Origin of the sequence: Fundidesulfovibrio putealis DSM 16056 (genome assembly GCF_000429325.1) — a bacterium.
Classification (GTDB): domain Bacteria; phylum Desulfobacterota; class Desulfovibrionia; order Desulfovibrionales; family Desulfovibrionaceae; genus Fundidesulfovibrio; species Fundidesulfovibrio putealis.
On the sequence record NZ_AUBQ01000003.1, the window covers coordinates 104,629 to 122,980 of the forward strand.

Consider the following 18,352-nt stretch of genomic DNA (forward strand, 5'->3'; position numbering starts at 1 on the left):
GAGGAGAAACACGAGTGGGCGACCAGGAAAGAAGGCAGTATCCGGCGCGCGGCATGCGCACCCAGGTGAACCGAATCCACATGGTGGGCATCGGCGGCTCCGGCATGTCCGGCATCGCGGAGGTGCTCCTGAACCTTGGATACACGGTCACCGGTTCGGACATGGCCCTCTCGGACACCGTGAAGCGCCTGAAGAAACTGGGCGCGGACATCTCCATCGGCCACGGGCGCGAGAATCTCGGGCAGGCTGACGTGCTGGTGAAGTCCACGGCCATCCTGGAAACCAACCCCGAGGTCGAAGAGGCGCGCCTGCGCGGCATGCCGGTGATCCCCCGTGCCGAGATGCTGGCCGAACTCATGCGCCTGCGCTCCGGCGTTGCCGTGGCCGGTACCCACGGCAAGACCACCACCACCTCGCTCCTGGCCACCATATTCTCCGAAGCCGGGCTCGACCCAACCGTGATCATCGGCGGACGCCTGAACGCCATGGGCGCCAACGCCCGTCTGGGCGAGGGCCAGTACCTGATCGCCGAGGCCGACGAGTCCGACGGCTCCTTCCTGTGCCTGTCCCCGGTGATGACCATCGTCACCAACGTGGACGCCGACCATCTGGATTTCTACCTGGGCGGCCAGGACCAGATCGACGAGAGCTTCATCAAGTTCTGCAACTCCATCCCCTTCTACGGGGTGAACGTGGTCTGCCTGGACGATCCGGGCGTGAAGCGCATCCTGCCCAGGGTGAACCGCCCCGTGCTGACCTACGGCGTGCAGGATTCCAAGGCCCGGCTGCGCGGACGCATCATGGATGCGGGCGCGGTGTCGCGTTTTGAAGTGACCTTCGACGGAACCTTCTGGGGCGAAGTGACCCTGAACCACCCCGGACGCCACAACGTGCTGAACGCCCTGGCCGCCATCGGCGTGGCCATCGAGGCGGGCCTGCCCAAGGATGCGGTGCTACGCGCGTTGTCGGGCTTCGGCGGAGTGGGGCGCAGGTTCGAGAAGAAGGGCGAGAGGGACGGCGTGCTGGTCATCGACGACTACGGCCACCATCCGGCGGAGATCAAGGCCACCCTGGCCACGGCCCGCTCCTGCTACCCGGACAGGCGTCTGGTGGTGCTGTTCCAGCCGCACCGCTTCACCCGCACCCAGGCCCTCTTCGGCGACTTCTGCAAGACTTTCGAGGAGGCCGACGAGCTGGTGCTCACCGAAATCTACCCGGCCTCGGAAAAGCCCATCCCCGGCGTGTCCGGCCAGAGTCTGGCCCAGGGCATCCGGCAGGTGTCCAAGACCAAGGTGACGTATGTCCCTGATTTCGAAGCCGCCCTGCAGACGCTGAACGTGATGCTTCGCCCCGGCGACCTGCTGGTGACTCTGGGCGCGGGCAGCGTCTGGACCGTGGGCGTGAAATATCTGGAGGGGGGCCATGGCGCTTAAGGTCCTGCCCGGTCCCCGGTTCTCCGAGCGCACCACGCTGCGCCTCGGGGGACGCGCCCAGGCCGAGGTTCATCTGGAACATCCGGATGACGCCGAGGGCCTGGCCCAGGAGCTTGCCCGCCATGCGGCCCGGCCTTTCGTGCTGGGCTGGGGCAGCAACCTTCTGGCCGTGGACGCTGAGCTGGACATCGCCGTGGTGAGCCTTCAGGCCGAAGGCGCGCCGCAGGAAACGGAGCGCGGCGACGTGTGCGTCGTGTGCGTTCCCGGCGGACTGATGCTGCCCAAGGTGGTCAACTGGGCCGCCCGGCAGGGCCTCTCGGGCCTGGAAGGATTGGCCGGAATCCCCGGCACCGTGGGCGGCGCGGTGGCCATGAACGCGGGAAGCTACGGACGCGAGACCGCCGAGCTTCTTATGCGCGTGCGTATCTGGGACGCCGTCTCCGGAGTGCGCTGGATTTCTCCCGGCGAGTGGACCGCCGGGTACCGGACGTTCACCCCGTCTGGCATCGCGGCTCCCTGGCTGGTGCTGGAAGCGGAACTGGCCCTGACCCCGGCAACGCCAGAGGCCGTGCGCGCCGCTGTGGACGAGGTGCTTGCGAAAAAGAAGGCCACCCAGCCCGTGAGCGCTGCAACATGCGGCTGCGTGTTCAAGAACCCGGCGGGCCGGAGCGCGGGGCTCATGCTCGACAAGCTGGGCTTCAAGGGCAAGTCCCTAGGCGGCATGAGCTTTTCGGCCATGCACGCGAATTTTCTGGTGAACGAGGGACGCGGCACGGCAACCGCCGCCCTGGAGCTGATTTCCAAGGCTCGCGAAGCCGTGCTGGGCGAGTTCGGCGTGGAACTTGAGCTGGAAGTGAAGGTGATCCAATGAGCGCACCCGCACGCGGCGCATCAAGGCTCGGCCTGGGCGGCGGCAAAAGCCGCAACGCCCACTCCTACGGCGGTCCCGCCGGGAAGGACAGCCGCGCCAAGATCACCGCGTCGCGCACGGGCAGCCGCGAAGGACGCCTGCCCCTGGCCAAGGTCAAGGTCAACCGCAGCCGCTCCGTGGGCGTGGCCGGCGTGGGAACGGTGTCGCTGATCGGCGGACTGTTCACCAAGCTGTGCGCCATGGTGGTCGGCTGCGTGGTGCTGGTGGCGGTGTCGGTGGGGCTTCTGGCCGGATACCGGTGGCTTACCACCATCGACTATTTCACCATCCGCGACCTCCAGGTGACGGGATTGTCGCGCATGGCCCGCGAGGACGTGCTGACTCAGGCGGAACTGAGCCCCGGCATGAACCTCTTGGCCGTGAACATGGAGAGCGTGGAGTCGCTCCTGGTGAAGAGCCCCTGGATCGAGTCCGCCCAGGTGACCCGCGTGCTGCCGGACACGCTGAAGATCCGGGTGGTGGAGCGCGAGCCGAGCTATCTGGTGCAGTACGAGGACAGCCTCTGCTACGCCGACGGCGAGGGCCGCATCATCGACAAGGTGCAGGCCGACACTTTTGTGTCCCTGCCCCAGGTGGAAGTGGAATCCGGCATGGAGCGCCACCTGCCTGTGCTCGAGGAGTTGCGCAAGGCCATCGCGGCCAAGCAGACACCTTTCGGCCTGGACCAGGTGGCCTGGATACGCCTCTCCTGGAGATACGGCCTGGAAGTCAGGCTTATGGATAGAAACGTCATGCTCTGTGTGGGCGTGGACGACTTGAAAAACAACCTCACCCATATGGGGCTGGTGTGGGCCAATCTGGCCAAACGCGGCGAACTGGATAGCGCGGCGATCATATCAGCCCAGAACCGCAAGGTGTGGGTGGAAAAGCATGGATAACTTCCGAGTGAAGGATGCGAGGGGGACCCCGTAATGGCCAAGGCTTCGGAACTCATTGTCGGGCTGGACATCGGCACCACCAAGATATGCACGGTGGTGGGCGAGCTTTCGCCTGAAGGCGTGGACGTGGTGGGCATCGGCACTGCGCCGTCCACCGGCCTTCGCAAGGGCGTGGTGGTCAACATCGAACAGACGGTGGCCTCCATCAAGCGCGCCCTGGAGGAAGCCGAGCTCATGGCCGGCTGCGAAATCCGCACGGTGTACGCGGGCATAGCCGGGAGCCACATCAAGGGCTTCAACTCCCACGGCGTCATCGCCGTGAAGGGGGGCGAGGTAACCCAGAAGGACGTGGAGCGCGTGCTGGACGCGGCCAAGGCCGTGGCCATCCCGCTGGACCGCGAGGTGATCCACATCCTGCCGCAGGAATACATCGTGGACGACCAGCGCGGCATCGCCGATCCGCTGGGCATGGCCGGGGTGCGCCTGGAAGTGAAGGTGCACATCGTCACTGGCGCGGTCACCAGCGCCCAGAACATCATCCGCAGCTGCCACCGCGCGGGCCTGGATGTGGCCGACATCGTGCTGGAGGCCCTGGCCTCGGCCAAGGCCGTGCTCACCGAAGAGGAGCGCGAGATCGGCGTGGCCCTGGTGGACCTGGGCGGCGGCACCACCGACCTGGCGGTGTTCTCCAACGACTCCATCAAGCACACCTCGGTGCTGGCGCTTGGCGGCAACAACCTGACCAATGACATCGCCTTCGGCCTGCGCACGCCCATGGCCAGCGCGGAGAAGATCAAGATCAAGTACGGCTGCGCGCTGTCCGACCTGGTGCGCAAGGACGAAGTCATCGAGGTGATCAGCGTGGGCGGGCGCGAACCGCGCAGGCTGTCTCGCCAGGTGCTGTCTGAAATCTGCGAGCCGCGCATCGAGGAGATGCTGGCCCTGGTGGACCAGGAGCTCATCAAGAGCGGGCTCAAGAACTCCATCGCTGCTGGCGTGGTGCTCACAGGCGGCACGGCGCTGATCGAAGGCATCCAGGAGCTTGGCGAACAGATTTTCAACCTGCCTACCCGCGTGGGCTACCCCATGCGCGTCGGCGGACTCAAGGACGTTGTGAACAGCCCCATGTACGCAACTGCCGTGGGGCTTTTGATGTACGGCGCGGAGAAGGAAGGCGTTGAAAAGCGCTTCCGTATCCGTTCGGACGAAAAAGTCTTCAATCGCATCCTCGGACGAATGCGGAAATGGTTCGTGGATGTGAAGTAAGAGAGGGTAGAGGCCATGTTTATTCAGGGGGATTTGTTTCAAGAGCAAGGAGGAGGGACCATGGACATTTATGATATCGATTTTGAATCAAACGCACGCATCAAAGTGGTAGGTGTTGGTGGCGGCGGCGGAAACGCTGTCAACAACATGATCTGTTCTGCTCTGCGCGGCGTCACGTTCATCACGGCCAACACGGACATTCAGGCGCTGAACAAGTCCAAGGCCGAGTTCAAGATCCAGCTGGGCGACAAGCTGACCAAGGGCCTTGGCGCTGGCGCCAACCCCGATTGCGGCCGTGACGCGGCCCTGGAATCCATCGACCAGATCAGGAAGACCATCTCCGACGCGGACATGGTGTTCGTGACCGCAGGCATGGGCGGCGGCACCGGCACCGGCGCTGCTCCCGTCATCGCCCAGGCCGCCAAGGAAGCCGGCGCGCTGACCGTGGGCGTGGTCACCCGGCCTTTCTACTTCGAGGGCAAGAAGCGCCTGACCGCCGCCGACAAGGGCATCGCCGCGCTTCGCGAGCAGGTGGACTCCATCATCACCATTCCCAACGACCGCCTGCTGACCTTGGCCTCCAAGAAGGCCACCTTCATGGAGATGCTGAAAAAGGCAGACGAGATCCTCTACTACGCCGTGAAAGGCATCTCGGACCTTATCATGGTGCCCGGTCTCATCAACCTGGACTTCGCCGACGTGAAGGCCGTGATGAGCGAGATGGGCCTGGCCATGATGGGCTTCGGCGTGGCGCGCGGCGAAAACCGCGCCCGCGAGGCCGCCCAGAAGGCCATCACCAGCCCGCTGCTGGAAGACGTGACCATCGACGGAGCCAAGGGCGTTCTGATGAACATCACCTGTTCGCCCGACCTGACCATCGAGGAAGTGGACGAAGCCGCCTCCACCATCACCGAGGCCGTCAGCGACGAGGCCAAGGTGTTCTTCGGCACCGTGTTTGACGAGACCGCTGGCGACGAGATCCGCATCACCGTCATCGCCACCGGCATCGAGACCGCCGAAGAGATGGCCCGCTCCCAGGCCATGCGCGCCAAGGTGAGCGTGCATCCCGCCGTGGGCCAGAACGTGGTCCAGCACACCGCGCAGCAGGCCCCCCAGGCGAGCCAGCACGAATCCGTGCCCATGCCCCAGATGCAGCCCATGCAGGCCATGCAGCCCATGCATCAGGTCCCGCAGCAGATGCCCCAGCAGCATCAGCCCGAGCCTCAGCTGCGCCAGCAGCGCCCCCGCGACGCCCAGCAGGAGCACGTGGCCAGCCCGCGCACCGAGCGCATCATGGCCACCCATCACAACGACCTGACCATCCCCGCCTACCTGCGCCGTGCGCGCAAGGGCGGACCTGATCAGGCGGGCATCGCGCAGTACAAGACCCACACCCCGGGCTCCGAGGACTTCGTGTTCGACGAAGACGAGTTCGAGGTTCCGGCCTTCATCCGCATGCAGGCCGACTAGGAGCGTGACAGGGAAAGTGTTGCCAAATGTCTCGGTTGGAGACACCCTGAGGAGGTGAACGCGACTCCACGGACCGTCTACTTCGGCGCCCGCACACCTGTCCTGCCGGATCCCGGCGGCAGGCTGCCGATTGCACTGGCCTATCCAGGCCCCTCCCGGGCGGCATTGTCCGCCTTGGGGTGGCAGGCCGTGTACCGGCTGGCCGGGCAAAGCCCATGGTTGGTAACGGAGCGTTTCTTCCTTTCCGCGGGAAAAGACGCCCCAAGGTCGATGGACACGTCCTCCCCCCTGGACGCGTTTCCTGTCGTGGCCTTCTCCCTGGGTTACGAACTTGACGGAGCCGTGCTGACACAAGCGCTCGCCGCTTCCGGTGTCCCTCTCCTTGCCAGCCAGCGGTCCGGCTTCCCAATCCTGTTGGGAGGCGGGCCGCTGGCCTTTTTGAATCCGGCCCCCCTGGCCCCGGTGCTGGACGTGTGGTTCGTGGGCGAGGCCGAGGCGGGGCTGGTGCCCTGCCTGGAACGCGCCGCCGAGATGATCCTTGGCGGGGCCTCCAAGCCCGAAGTGCTGGAGATGATGGCCGCGAGACAGGGCTTCTACGTGCCGGGGCGCAGCGCGCTTCCGGTGAAGCGCGTGGTGGCTCCGGGCGGACGCATCCTCACTGATCCGGCATGTTCGAGCTTCGTCAGCCACGAGGCCGAATTCAAGGACACCCTGCTCATGGAAGTGAACAGGGGATGTCCGCACTCTTGTCGCTTCTGTGCGGCGGGTTTCGTCTACCGCCCGCCACGGCAGGCCCGCATGGCCGATCTTCAGGCCATGGTGCGCGAGACCTCGCCCAAGAAGGTCGGCCTCATCGGCACGGCGCTCACCGACTGGCCGGAGCTCTCCGAATTTCTGAACTGGCTCTCAGCTGAGAAGGTCAAGTTCACGCTCTCTTCAGTACGGGCCGACGGCGTGACCGAATCGCTGCTCGGCATCCTGCGCGACGCCGGGCTTCGCACCCTGACCCTGGCCCTGGAAGGCCCCAGCGCGCGCATCCGCCGCATGACCAACAAGAACCTGGACGAGGAGGTCTTCCTGCGTGCCGTGGAGCTGGCCGCCAAGCGCGGCGTGAACCACCTGAAGACCTACCTGATCATGGGCTGGCCGGGGGAGGAAGACGCCGACTACGACGAGTTGACGCGCTTCCTGGCCGAAATCTGCAAGGTTGGCCGGGTGGGCGGCGGCAAGAAGGGCATCGGGCACATGACCCTGGGCGTGAACCCGCTGGTGCCCAAACCTTGGACGCCCATGCAGTGGGCTCCCATGGCCTCCGAGGCTGCGCTGGAAGACCGGCAGGCTTCGCTGGCCGCCATGATAAAGCCTCTTCGAGGCGTGCGCCTGGATGGCGAGAAGCCGTATTGGGCACGGGTGCAGGGGCTCTTGGCGCGCGGAGGCGAGGAACTGGCGGAATTGAACGTGCTGGCCGGGGAACTGGGCTGGCGCAAGGGCCTTGCCGCCTGGGGCGGGGACATGGGGCCGGTGCTGGACCGCGAACGCGCCAAGGACGAGCCCTTCCCCTGGGAGTGCATCGACGTGGGCGTTGGCCGCGAAGTGCTCTGGCGCGAATGGGAGCGCTACAAGTCAGGCAAGCGCACGCCCAAGTGCCCGGACACCGACTGCGGGCGCTGCGCGGCCTGCGGCGAGAACATGGGCGGAGAAGAGCCTTAAACCGGTCTGTAAGTCAGCAGCAGGTCGTCGCCGCTGGGCGCAATCCCGGCCAGCCGCAGGCGTCTGGCCTGCTCCATGGATTCGGCCACCTCGCCTGAAAACACAGGAATCCCCATCTCGTCCCCGAGAATTTTCGGGGCAAGGAAATACTGGAACTCGTCCATAAGCCCCAGCCTGCACAGGGACATGGCCAGCCTGCCGCCGCCCTCGCACAGGGTGGTGTGGCATCCGGCTTCCTGGCGCAGCATGGTGAAACCCGCCGACAGATCGAGCTTCTCGCCGATGCTGGGCAGCTCCCACACCCGAACGCCCTTGTCGCGCAAACCCTCGGCCCGAACGGACACGGCATTTGCCGCATCTGTCCAGAAGATGGTTTCGTCCGGACGAGTGGTCAGAAGCGTGAACGGAGAGCCAGGCTCCGGCAACAGCGACGTCACCACCACGGCCAGAGGCTGGCGGTCAATGGAACGGCCCTCGATGCGCACGGTCAGCTGGGGGTTGTCCAGGCGCAGCGTTGCTCCGCCCACAACCACGGCGTCCACCCGGGTGCGCAGCTCATGCACTGCGGCGCGCGACTGCGTGCCGCTGACCCAGGCCGCCTTGCAGGTGCGCGAGGCGATGCGCCCGTCCAGCGTGGCCGCCATCTTGAGGATGTTGTAGGTGCGGGGCGTGAATTGCCAGACGGCAAAATCAGCGATCATGTCCTTGCAGGCCTGTTCCATCACGCCCACCGTCACGTCCACACCCTTGGAGCGCAGAAAGTCCGCGCCGCCGCCTTCCACACGAGGGTTGGGGTCGGCGCAGCCCACCACCACTCTCTTTATCCCGGCAGCGAGCACGGCGTGGGTGCAGGGCGGGGTCTTGCCGAAGTGGTTGCAGGGCTCCAGCGTCACGTAGAGCGTGCAACTGGTCGGGTCCACGCCGCGCGCTGCCGCGTCGGCCAGACAGTTGACCTCGGCGTGGGGCTCTCCGTGGCGCATGTGCCAGCCCTCGGCCACGATCAGGCCGTCACGGACCAGCACCGCGCCCACGCATGGGTTGGGGGCGGTCGCGCCTTTGCCCTGCGCGGCAAGTTGCAGCGCGCGGGCCATCTGGGCTTCGTCAGCTGTTTTTGGGGCCAGGCAGGGTATCAAAGTTCACTCCAGCTTCGGTGAGCATGTCGCGCGAGAGCTCGTCCGGGTAGCCCTCGGCGTAGTGGATGTCCTTCACGCCGCAGTTGATGAGCATCTTCGTGCAGATGATGCAGGGCTGCGTCGTGCAGTAGATGACCGCCCCGGCTATGGACACGCCGTGGGTTGCGGCCTGGATGATCACGTTCTGCTCGGCGTGCAGGCCACGGCAGAGCTCGTGGCGTTGGCCGGACGGGATGCCGAGCTTCTCGCGCAGGCAGCCGATGTCCAGGCAGTGGGCGGTCCCGGCGGGCGCGCCGTTGTAGCCGGTGGCCAGGATGCGCTTGTCCTTTACGGCGATGGCCCCCACCTTGCGGCGAAGGCAGGTGGAGCGCTCGGCCACCAGGGCGGCGATGCCCATGAAATAGTCGGGCCAGGGGAGGCGTTGGTCCATGATGGAGGTACTCCGTTATTTCTTGGAAAGTGATGACCGCAGCCCCGGATGTCAAGCAAAAGGGCCGCGCGGCTTTCGCCGCGCGGCCCGGAAGCGTCGAAACGTTCTGGCGATTACCAGGCGAACAGCGGGAACTGGCGGGCGAAGTTCTTCACGTCGGCCTTGATCTGGGCCAGGGCGCTCTCGTTGTCCTTGCCCTTGATGGCCGCGTCGATCCAGGCCACCACCTTCTCCATGTCCTTCTCGTTCATGCCGCGCGTGGTGAGCGCAGGCGTGCCCAGGCGGATGCCCGAGGTCACGAAGGGGGAGCGGGTCTCGAAGGGGACGGTGTTCTTGTTGGCTGTGATGCCGGCCGCGTCCAGCGCGATCTGGGCGTCCTTGCCGGTGACGTCCTTGTTGGTCAGGTCGACGAGCATCAGGTGGTTGTCGGTGCCGCCCGAGACCAGGTCGTAGCCAAGGGCCACGAGGCCAGCCGCCATCACGCGCGCGTTCTTGACCACCTGCTCCTGGTAGGTCTTGAACTCGGGGCGCAGGGCCTCGCCGAAAGCCACGGCCTTGGCCGCGATCACGTGCATGAGCGGTCCGCCCTGGATGCCGGGGAAAATCTGCGAGTCGATCTTCTTGGCGTCCTCCTCACCGGCCAGGATCAGGCCGCCGCGCGGTCCGCGCAGGGTCTTGTGGGTGGTGGAGGTGGTGAAGTGGGCCTTGCCGATGGGCGAGGGGTGCTGTCCGGCAGCCACCAGACCGGCGATGTGGGCCATGTCCACCATCAGGAAGGCGCCGACCTCGTCCGCGATGGCGCGGAAGCGGTCGAAGTCGATGACGCGGGGGTAGGCGCTGGCTCCGGCCACGATCATCTTGGGCTTGTGCTCACGGGCCAGGGCTTCCAGGGCCTCGTAGTCGATGATGCCGGTCTCTTTCTTCACGCCGTAGAACACGATGTTGAAGAAGCGGCCGGAGAAGTTCACGGGGCTGCCGTGGGTCAGGTGTCCGCCGTGGGACAGGTCCATGCCCAGGACGGTGTCGCCGGGCTTGAGCACCGAGAAGTAGACGGCCATGTTGGCCTGCGAGCCGGAGTGGGGCTGCACGTTGGCGTAAGGGCAGTCGAAGAGTTGCTTGACGCGGTCTCGGGCCAGATCCTCGGCCACATCCACGAATTCGCAGCCGCCGTAGTAGCGCTTGTGGGGGTAGCCCTCGGCGTACTTGTGGGTCATGACCGAGCCCTGGGCCTGGCGCACGGCGGTGGAGACGAAGTTCTCCGAGGCGATGAGCTCCAGGCAGCCGACCTGGCGGTCGATTTCGCTGGCAATGGCGGCGGCGATTTCCGGGTCGCGGATGAAAATTTCGTCCATGTCTCGTCCTCCTCGGAAACGTTTAACGGACTTCGCTTCTGGGTAAACCCGCAAAGTCCGTCGAAGGTGTCGCAAAAATGAGCGAGGGGGAGCCTCCGGAAAGAGGCTCCCCCTGGCGTTTACGCTTCAAACTTCTTGAATACCAGGCAGGCGTTGGTCCCGCCGAAGCCGAAGGAGTTGTTCAGCACCGTGTTCACGGTGCGGACCTTGGGCTCGTTGGGCGTGTAGTCCAGATCGCACTCGGGGTCCGGGGTATCGTAGTTGATGGTGCCCGGTACGATGCCTTCCAGCATGGTCTTGACGGAGAACACGCTCTCGATGGCTCCGGCAGCGCCCAGGCAGTGGCCGATCATGGACTTGTTGCCCGTGACCGACAACTTGTAGGCGTAGTCGCCGAATACGGATTTAAGCGCGCGGGTCTCGCACAGGTCGTTCAGCTGGGTGGAGGTGCCGTGGGCGTTGACGCAGTCGATGTCCGTGGGCTGCATGCCAGCCTCGCGCAGGGCCGCCTTCATGGCCAGGGCAGCGCCTTCGCCGGTCTCCGGGGGCGCGGTCATGTGGTAGGCGTCGCCGGAAGCGCCGAAACCGGCCACTTCGGCCAGGATGTTGGCTCCGCGTTCCTTGGCGAACTCCAGCTCCTCAAGCATGAGGATGCCCGCGCCCTCGCCCATGACGAAGCCGGTGCGGTCCTTGTCGAAGGGGCGCGAGGCTTTGGTGGGGTCGTCGTTGCGGGTGGAGAGCGCCTTCAGGGCGTTGAAGCCGCACACGCCAAGGGCGGCCACGGTGGATTCCACGCCGCCGCAGATCATGGCCTTGGCGCGGCCAAGCATGATGTCGGTGTAGGCGTAGCCCACGCCGTGCGCGCCGGAGGCGCAGGCGGTGGTGGTGCAGACGTTGGGGCCTTTGGCTCCGGTGAAGATCGCGGCCTGGCCAGCGGCCATGTTGGCGATGAGCACGGGGATGAAGAAAGGCGACACGCGACCGGGGCCGCCAGCCAGGAGCTTCTTGTGCTGCTCCTCGATGACGTTCAGTCCGCCCATGCCGCAGCCGATGAGCACGCCCACTTCGGGAGCCAGCTCCGGGGTGATTTCAAGCCCGGAGTCCTTGACTGCCATGAGGGCGGCGGCCACGGCGTACTGGGTGAAAATGTCCATGCGGCGGGCCTGCTTGGCCGGGAAGTACTGACTGGGATCAAACCCCTTCACCTCGCAGGCGAAGGTGGTATCGAATCCCGTGGCGTCGAAGCGGGTGATGGGACCCGCCCCTGAAACGCCTTTCAGAAGGTTCTGCCAGCTGGTGGCCAGATCGTTGCCGATGGGCGTGATCGCGGCCATGCCGGTGACGACGACACGTTTGAGCTTCATGGTCTATGGCACCTTGAGGGAAAAATGAGGCGGCCGGGGGTTGGAGTCCGGCCGCCGGCGCGGCGTTAGGCCTGCTTGTTCGACACGTAGTCGATGGCGTCTTGGACCTTGACGATCTTCTGAGCGTCCTCGTCGGCGATCTCGACGCCGAACTCTTCTTCCATGGCCATGATCAGTTCGGTCAGGTCCAGGGAGTCGGCGCCCAGGTCGTCAACGAACTTGGCTTCGGGCTTGACTTCGTCAATGGACACGCCCAGCTGGTCCACAATGATCTCTTTGACTTTTTCTACGACGGACATGGTGTTCTCCTTGGGGAATGTGCGGGGTGGTTGTTCGTTGCGGTCTTAGCGATACAGGCCGCCGTTGACGGCGAGCACCTGGCCGGTGACGTAGGAAGCCTCCGGCGATGCGAGATAGGCCACGGCCGAGGCGACATCCTCGGGCATGCCCATTTTTTTCAGCGGAATCTGTTCAAGGAAGGCGGCCTTGACGGCGTCGGGAAGCCCGGCGGTCATGTCGCTCTCGATGAAGCCGGGAGCCACAGCGTTGACCGTGACGTTGCGGGAGGCAAGCTCCAGCGCGGCGGTCTTGGTAAGGCCGATGAGCCCGGCCTTGGCGGCCACGTAGTTGGCCTGCCCGGCGTTGCCTGACTGGCCCACCACGGAAACGATGTTCACGATGCGTCCGGAGCGGCGCTTCATCATGATCTTGGCGGCCTCGCGCAGGCAGGTGAAGGCCCCGGTGAGGTTCACGCCGATCACGCGGTCCCAGTCCTCGTCCTTCATGCGCACCAGGAGGCCGTCCTTGGTGATGCCGGCGTTGTTCACCAGCACTTCCAGTTCGGTCTTGCCCTCGATGTGCTCCTTGAAGAACGCGGTGATGGCGCTCCGGTCGGAGATGTCCAGGTGCAGGGCCTGGGCCTCGCCGCCCTCGGACATGATGTGGGCGGCCACGGCTTTGGCCTCGTCGGGCTTGGAGACATAGGTGAACAGAACGGAATAGCCGTCCTTGGCCAGGCGTTTGGCCACGGCTGCACCGATGCCGCGCGAGCCTCCGGTGACGAGTGCGGTAAGGCGGGGTGGGTTGCTCATAGATGTTCCGGTATGAGGTGAGGATTGTTCCTATCTCAAATGATCTGCAAACTCAAATGTCAATTTAGCTGCCCAGGAGGCTTTGGGGAAGCTATTTCGAGGCGTTTCCGGCTCGAAATATTTCTGCCAGCCCCGTGGCCGACCCGGTATCGATCAGATGAACTTCAGGATCGCCGCGCCCCAGGTGAAACCGCCGCCGAAGGTGGTCAGCAGCACGGTGGAGCCGGATTTCACACGTCCTTCGCTCACGGCGTCGGACAGGGCGATGGCCACGGACGCGGCGGAGGTGTTTCCGTAGCGGTCCACGGTAACCATGACCCGGTCTCCGGTGAATTTCAGGCGCTTGCCCACGGCCTCGATGATGCGCAGGTTGGCCTGGTGCGGAATGAACAGGTCCACGTCGTCCATGGCGAGGCCGTTTCTGGTCACGATCTCCTCGCAGACCTGGCCCATGGAGCGCACGGCGTTCTTGTAGACCTCGGGGCCGTTCATCTCGATGAAGTAGTCTTCCTTCACCTGCTCGCCGAGCTTCAGCGGCCAGCCGGAACCGCCAGCCTTGACGGTCAGCAGGGGCCAGAGCGAGCCGTCGGACTTGGTGATGATGTCCTTTATGACGGCCTGTCCGGGCTTGGGTTCCTTGTCGGACAGGATGACCGCGCCCGCGCCGTCGCCGAACAGGACGCAGGTTCCCCGGTCGGCCCAGTTGGTGCGGCAGGTGGTGATCTCCGAGGCGGTGATCAGGGCCGTGGAGCCGGGGCGCAGGGCCAGGGCTCCCATGCCGGCCTCCAGGGCGTAGAGGAAGCCGGAGCAGGCGGCGTTCATGTCCACGGCGCTGCGGCCCTGGATGCCGAGCTTTTCCTGGAGGATGCTCGACGCGGGCGGGCAGACCGCGTCCGGGGTGAACGTGGCGTAAAAGATGTGGGTGAGGTCCTGCGCGGTGCGCCCGGCCTGGGCCAGGGCGTTGCGCGCGGCCACCACGGCAAGGTCGCTGGAGGTCTCGCCGGGGGCGGCGATGTGGCGTTCCTTGATGCCGGTGCGTGTGGTGATCCAGTCGTCGCTGGTGTCGACGATGGCCTCAAGGTCCGCGTTGGTGAGCACACGTTCGGGAACGTGACGGCCGAAGCCTTCTATGGTGAAGCGTCCGTGCATGTGGGGGGATCGTTTACTCGGCGCTGGCCGGTCGTTTTAAAAAGTGTGCGAAGTCCTTGTTGGCGGCGAGGCCTTCCTTGAGAAGCTCCGGGGCCTTCAGGCTGATGAGCGTCCCCGCCATGTCCACGGCGTTGGCGATGGCCTTCTGGTTGGAAGCGCCATGGCCTACGATCACCGTGCCCTTGAGCCCCAGGAGCGGCGCGCCGCCGTACTCCGCGTAGTCCATCAGGCGCGAGAAGCGTTTCAAGGCGGACAGGGCCAGGGTGGTGCCGATCTTGGCGAAGAAACCCCTGCGGAGTTCGCCCTTGAGCAGCCGTCCGAGCGAGGAGGCCAAGCCTTCGGCCTGCTTGATGACCACGTTGCCCACAAAGCCGTCGCACACCACCACGTCCACTTCGCCGGTGAAGAGGTCGCGTCCCTCAATGTTTCCCACGAAGTTGAGCGAGGAGTGCTTGAACAGCTCGAAGGCCTCCTTCACCAGCTGGTTGCCCTTGCCCTCTTCCTCTCCGTTGGAGAGGATGGCGACTTCGGGCTCCGGACGGTGCAGGAGAAGGCGGGCCATCACGTCGGCCATGATGCCGAACTGCAACAGGTTTATCGCCTTGCAGTCCACGTTGGCTCCGGCGTCCACGAGCACCAGGGGGGCGCGCTCCGTGGGCAGGATGGTGGCCAGGGCGGGGCGGTCCACGCCGTCCATGCGGCCAAGCGTGAAAAGGCTGCACGCAAGCACAACGCCGGTGTTCCCGGCGCTGATGATTCCGTCGGCCTGCCCGTCGCGGATCAGGTTGCAGGCAACCTGAATGGAGGAGTCCTTTTTCCTGCGCAGGGCCTCGGAGGGCTTGTCGTGCATCTCCGCCACCTGGGTGGCGTGCACGACGCGCACGACGATTCCCCGCGTGTCGAGCTTGGACAACTCTGCCGCGATACGGGGCTCATCCCCGACCAGGAGCAGGTCGAGCTGCTTGCGCTTTGCGGCCTGCACTGCGCCGGGAACCACCACGTGGGGACCGAAGTCCCCTCCCATGGCGTCCACGGCGATGCGGGGCCTGCTAGGACTGGGATTCATCCCGCTTGAGCACCTGGCGGCCCTTGTATGTGCCGCAGCTGGGGCAGACCCTGTGAGACAGGGTGGGCTCGCCGCAGGAGCACAGAATGACGTTGGGGGGGGTCAGGGCGTCGTGGGAGCGGCGCATGCCTCGACGGGACTTGGAGATCTTCTTCTTGGGGACGGCCATTTCCGTATACCTCTATGAGTGGTCTTTCTTGACAATAGTTAGCCCGCGCAGGGCGGCCATGCGCGGATCAAGCTGCTTTTCGGAGCAGCCGCAGCCACCTGCGTTCAGATCCTGCCCGCACTCCGGGCACAGGCCCTTGCAGTTTTCCGAGCACAAGGGCTTCACCGGCAGGGCCAACACGAACTCTTCCCAGAGCAAACCGTTTACGTCAAGCTCCAGTCGATGTCCGCGCCGACGAACCAGGCTCGGTTCCAGGACCTCTTCGCCATGCTTCGGAACCTGTTCGAACAGGTCGAAGCGCTGGTCGATCTTCACCTCGGTCGGCGCGGTGCAGCGGTCGCACGGTACGCTCAGCATGCCTGTAAGCCTGCCGCGCACCAGCGCCCCGTCCGTCTCGGGCGTCACGGTGAACGTGGCCGAGAGGGGTGTCTGCGTGGCGAATTCCATGTCGAATTCACCTGCGCCCTCGGCCCAGAGTTCCTGGTCGTCGAAGACGAATTCGCGTCCTTGCGCCTGGACGTCAGTTATGTCAAGCCAGCGTTCGGTCATGCTTCGCCCTCCGGGAAACAACGGTGAGTAATCGCGCCCCAGGCTTCTGTCAACAAAAAGCTTGCCAGCCGAAAAAAGTGCGTGTAAGCATCGCTTCCCTTTGACGGGTATATTTTATCCAGGGGCATGACCCCGCTGGAGGTGCGATATGGCCAAGGTGTGCGATAATTGCGGCAAGAAGCCCCAGGTGGGAAACAACGTTTCCCACGCCAACAACAAGTCCCGGCGTCGTTTCATCCCGAACCTGCGTCAGGTCCGGGCCGTGAAGGCTTCCGGCGAAGTGTACACCATGACTGTGTGCACCCGCTGCCTGCGCTCCGGCGTGGTGGTGAAGCCCTCCGTGCGCGTGGTTCCCGAAGCGGCCTCCGTTTCCGGTTCCTAAAGAAAAGCCGCCCGCGTTTTTCGGACGCCAGGCGTCCGGATGTTGGCAGGCCACGCATTCCTATCCGTTACCGAGACGGCCGGTCCGGGATATTCCCGGTCCGGCCTTACTCGTTTCTTTTCGCATTCCCGAAAATAACCTCGTCGCGCGTTCATGCTGCGGCGCGGTCTTCTGGCGCAGGCCCACGGGCATGATGCGCTCTCTTCGTTGCGTCCTCGCGACGAACTGCCGCTCAGGCACGTGTCCCATTCCTCGGGCCATGGCGCGCAAAGATAAAAATATGTCCGAATTGATCGTTGTCAGCAGAGGCGGGGGCCGGGAGGCCGGGGATGCTGTCTTGGGCGGTCAGGAGACTGGTCGAGGCATGTCGGGCGGAAGCTTCGGGCGCTCAGGCGGGTGTATCAGTCCGGCAGTGTCCGTCTGGATGCCGGGCCGGTCTTCAGGGCAGCAGCCTGAACACGAAGCGCTCGTAGGCGCGGCACATCTTGTGGGCGACGGGGCTCGGCAGTCCCATGTCCTTCAGGCGACAGAAGACGTGCAAGGGGTTGAAAACATGATGAAAGGCATTTCGAAAGCGCGTCACGATCTTACCTCCGCTGGGAACAAAACGTCGGGGAAAAACGCTTTCGTCCGCAACGCTTTTTTGCCACAATCGGCCACGCCGCGAACAGGAGAAATTCTTACCGGAGACTGCTGCGGCACGCAAGTGAAACAATGAACACGAATCCGTCCCCCTGGCGTCTGTCCGCCACCAGCTGGCTGTGGCCCAAGTCCCTGAGCGAGAACCTGCGTCGCATCGCCTCCTGGAAGCTGCCCGTCTCCGAGGTGGCGCTTCTATTTTACCAGCACGCGCCCTCGCTGGCCTATCTCCCCAAGGAGTTCGAGCCCGGCCGGGGCCTTTCCTCCCACGTGCACCTGCCCCTGGACCTGCCCTGGGACGACGGCCCCCGGGCCGTGTGGGAACTGCTCGACCGGCTGATGGCGGTTCCCGGCGCGCTCTCGCCCTGGGGCGGGGTGCTCCATCCGCCCGCGCAGCCGGACAGGCTGGCGGGAGTCGCGCGCATCTGGCGCGAGGCCGCGCCCGGCTGGCGGCTCATGGTGGAGAACATCCCCGGCCAGGACCTGCGCGCCCACTGGCCCGTCGTCCAGGAATACGACCTGCCGGTCTGCCTGGACGTGGGGCACCAGATGGCCTTCGACCAGGACTGGCTGCTGGACGCGCCCGATCTGTTCGAGCGGGTGGAGCTGGTGCATTGCTACGCGCCGGGCATGGTCAAGCAGCGCCACGAGCACCTGTCCCTGACCGAACTCAGCCCCAGCCAGCGCCGGATCATAAAGGGCATTCTTGCCCGGCTCGGCCCGGACACCCGCATTCTCTTTGAGGTTTTCAGCGAATCCGACTTGCGCGGCAGCCTGGAAACGTTTTACGCGTTGTGCCGGGAGCTTTCGCAGGAAAGCGGGGCCAAATGATCCGTCTGGTGCTCGGGGGCGAGAAGTCGGGCAAGTCCGACATGGCCTACGGCCTGTTCCGGGACGCCCCAGGACCTGGACTCATACTGGCCATGGGACTGGCCCGCGACATGGCCTTCCGCCGCCAGATCCTGGACCACCGCCTGCGGCGCGACCCGGCCATCCCCGTGGTCGAGCCGGGCCTGGAGCTGGCCGCCGCCCTTGAGGGAGCGCTCCGGGAAGGTCGAAACGTCCTGGTGGACAGCCTGGACTTCTGGGTGTTCGCATGCCTGGAGGTCGGACGCGACCGCACCGGGGAGCTGCTTCAGGCCCTGGCCGGGTTCGAGGCCCCCGCAGGCCCGGAGTGCGTGCTGGTCAGCTGCGAAGTGGGCCTGGGGCCTGTTGCATCGACATCGCTGGTCAGGCGTTTCGCCCGCGCCCAGGGGGCGCTCAATCAGGCGCTGGCCGGGATGGCCTCCAGCGTGAAGCTCGCAGTTGCGGGCCTGTCCGTCACACTCAAGTGAGGAGCA

The 18,352-nt window shown here is 65.2% G+C and carries 20 protein-coding genes; 9 read left to right on the forward strand and 11 right to left on the reverse strand.

The features are described 5' to 3' along the window. Window positions 1-53: 53 nt before the first annotated feature. The 6 genes from murC to G453_RS0100545 are packed head-to-tail and all read left to right on the forward strand — an operon-like array spanning window position 54 to window position 7,688. The gene (gene murC / locus G453_RS0100520) at window positions 54-1,433 is read left to right on the forward strand and encodes a UDP-N-acetylmuramate--L-alanine ligase (RefSeq protein ID WP_027189450.1); all 1,380 of its coding nucleotides are present in this window, start codon (window positions 54-56) and stop codon (window positions 1,431-1,433) included. Then, window positions 1,423-2,304 (forward strand): UDP-N-acetylmuramate dehydrogenase, encoded by an 882-nt coding sequence (gene murB, locus G453_RS0100525; protein ID WP_027189451.1) that lies wholly within the window; start codon window positions 1,423-1,425, stop codon window positions 2,302-2,304. Before murC ends, murB begins: the two co-directional genes overlap by 11 nt. Further along, complete coding sequence (locus tag G453_RS21575; RefSeq protein ID WP_051271302.1) at window positions 2,301-3,242, forward strand: cell division protein FtsQ/DivIB; 942 nt, start codon at window positions 2,301-2,303, stop codon at window positions 3,240-3,242. Before murB ends, G453_RS21575 begins: the two co-directional genes overlap by 4 nt. A gap of 33 nt (window positions 3,243-3,275) precedes the next feature. Next, on the forward strand, window positions 3,276-4,508 hold the full coding sequence (gene ftsA, locus G453_RS0100535; protein WP_027189452.1) for a cell division protein FtsA: 1,233 nt from the start codon (window positions 3,276-3,278) through the stop codon (window positions 4,506-4,508). A 60-nt stretch (window positions 4,509-4,568) separates the two neighbouring features. Further along, a complete protein-coding gene (gene ftsZ, locus G453_RS0100540; RefSeq protein WP_027189453.1) occupies window positions 4,569-5,978 on the forward strand; it encodes a cell division protein FtsZ in 1,410 nt (469 codons plus the stop codon). Window positions 5,979-6,032: 54 nt separating this feature from the next. After that, the gene (locus G453_RS0100545; protein ID WP_027189454.1) at window positions 6,033-7,688 is read left to right on the forward strand and encodes a radical SAM protein; all 1,656 of its coding nucleotides are present in this window, start codon (window positions 6,033-6,035) and stop codon (window positions 7,686-7,688) included. On the opposite strand, the gene ribD is transcribed toward G453_RS0100545, so the two are convergent. The 10 genes from ribD to G453_RS0100595 form a co-directional block, all read right to left on the reverse strand. Beyond that, window positions 7,685-8,779: a bifunctional diaminohydroxyphosphoribosylaminopyrimidine deaminase/5-amino-6-(5-phosphoribosylamino)uracil reductase RibD gene (ribD, locus tag G453_RS0100550; protein ID WP_027189455.1), complete on the reverse strand. Its 1,095-nt coding sequence runs from the start codon at window positions 8,777-8,779 to the stop codon at window positions 7,685-7,687. The two genes, G453_RS0100545 and ribD, sit on opposite strands and share 4 nt — an antisense overlap. 10 nt (window positions 8,780-8,789) lie before the next feature. Continuing rightward, complete coding sequence (locus G453_RS0100555) at window positions 8,790-9,251, reverse strand: deoxycytidylate deaminase (protein WP_027189456.1); 462 nt, start codon at window positions 9,249-9,251, stop codon at window positions 8,790-8,792. A gap of 113 nt (window positions 9,252-9,364) precedes the next feature. Further along, the gene (gene glyA, locus G453_RS0100560) at window positions 9,365-10,603 is read right to left on the reverse strand and encodes a serine hydroxymethyltransferase (RefSeq protein WP_027189457.1); all 1,239 of its coding nucleotides are present in this window, start codon (window positions 10,601-10,603) and stop codon (window positions 9,365-9,367) included. Between the two features lie 119 nt (window positions 10,604-10,722). Further along, window positions 10,723-11,967, reverse strand: coding sequence for a beta-ketoacyl-ACP synthase II (gene fabF, locus G453_RS0100565; protein WP_027189458.1), 1,245 nt, complete (start codon window positions 11,965-11,967; stop codon window positions 10,723-10,725). A 65-nt stretch (window positions 11,968-12,032) separates the two neighbouring features. After that, the gene (gene acpP / locus G453_RS0100570) at window positions 12,033-12,266 is read right to left on the reverse strand and encodes an acyl carrier protein (protein WP_027189459.1); all 234 of its coding nucleotides are present in this window, start codon (window positions 12,264-12,266) and stop codon (window positions 12,033-12,035) included. Between the two features lie 45 nt (window positions 12,267-12,311). Then, the gene (gene fabG, locus G453_RS0100575) at window positions 12,312-13,058 is read right to left on the reverse strand and encodes a 3-oxoacyl-[acyl-carrier-protein] reductase (protein ID WP_027189460.1); all 747 of its coding nucleotides are present in this window, start codon (window positions 13,056-13,058) and stop codon (window positions 12,312-12,314) included. 153 nt (window positions 13,059-13,211) lie between these two features. Next, window positions 13,212-14,207 carry a beta-ketoacyl-ACP synthase III gene (locus G453_RS0100580; RefSeq protein WP_027189461.1) on the reverse strand — a complete coding sequence of 332 codons (996 nt, stop codon included), beginning with the start codon at window positions 14,205-14,207 and terminating at the stop codon, window positions 13,212-13,214. A gap of 13 nt (window positions 14,208-14,220) precedes the next feature. Then, the gene (plsX, locus tag G453_RS0100585) at window positions 14,221-15,273 is read right to left on the reverse strand and encodes a phosphate acyltransferase PlsX (protein WP_027189462.1); all 1,053 of its coding nucleotides are present in this window, start codon (window positions 15,271-15,273) and stop codon (window positions 14,221-14,223) included. Continuing rightward, complete coding sequence (gene rpmF, locus G453_RS0100590) at window positions 15,257-15,442, reverse strand: 50S ribosomal protein L32 (RefSeq protein WP_027189463.1); 186 nt, start codon at window positions 15,440-15,442, stop codon at window positions 15,257-15,259. The genes plsX and rpmF overlap by 17 nt, the downstream gene beginning before the upstream one ends. Before the next feature lie 12 nt (window positions 15,443-15,454). Further along, complete coding sequence (locus G453_RS0100595; RefSeq protein ID WP_027189464.1) at window positions 15,455-15,991, reverse strand: YceD family protein; 537 nt, start codon at window positions 15,989-15,991, stop codon at window positions 15,455-15,457. A 148-nt stretch (window positions 15,992-16,139) separates the two neighbouring features. Here G453_RS0100595 and rpmB point away from each other — a divergent pair, with 148 nt between their 5' ends. Further along, window positions 16,140-16,373: a 50S ribosomal protein L28 gene (gene rpmB / locus G453_RS0100600; RefSeq protein ID WP_027189465.1), complete on the forward strand. Its 234-nt coding sequence runs from the start codon at window positions 16,140-16,142 to the stop codon at window positions 16,371-16,373. Between the two features lie 439 nt (window positions 16,374-16,812). Here the strand turns inward: rpmB and G453_RS28280 are convergent, their stop codons facing one another. Then, window positions 16,813-16,956 (reverse strand): hypothetical protein, encoded by a 144-nt coding sequence (locus G453_RS28280; protein ID WP_169725266.1) that lies wholly within the window; start codon window positions 16,954-16,956, stop codon window positions 16,813-16,815. A 131-nt stretch (window positions 16,957-17,087) separates the two neighbouring features. On the opposite strand from G453_RS28280, the gene cbiR reads away from it, so the two are divergent. Both cbiR and G453_RS0100615 read left to right on the forward strand, forming a co-directional pair. Next, a complete protein-coding gene (cbiR, locus tag G453_RS21580; RefSeq protein ID WP_051271304.1) occupies window positions 17,088-17,843 on the forward strand; it encodes a cobamide remodeling phosphodiesterase CbiR in 756 nt (251 codons plus the stop codon). Next, complete coding sequence (locus G453_RS0100615; protein ID WP_027189466.1) at window positions 17,840-18,346, forward strand: bifunctional adenosylcobinamide kinase/adenosylcobinamide-phosphate guanylyltransferase; 507 nt, start codon at window positions 17,840-17,842, stop codon at window positions 18,344-18,346. Before cbiR ends, G453_RS0100615 begins: the two co-directional genes overlap by 4 nt. The last annotated feature ends 6 nt before the right edge of the window (window positions 18,347-18,352 follow it).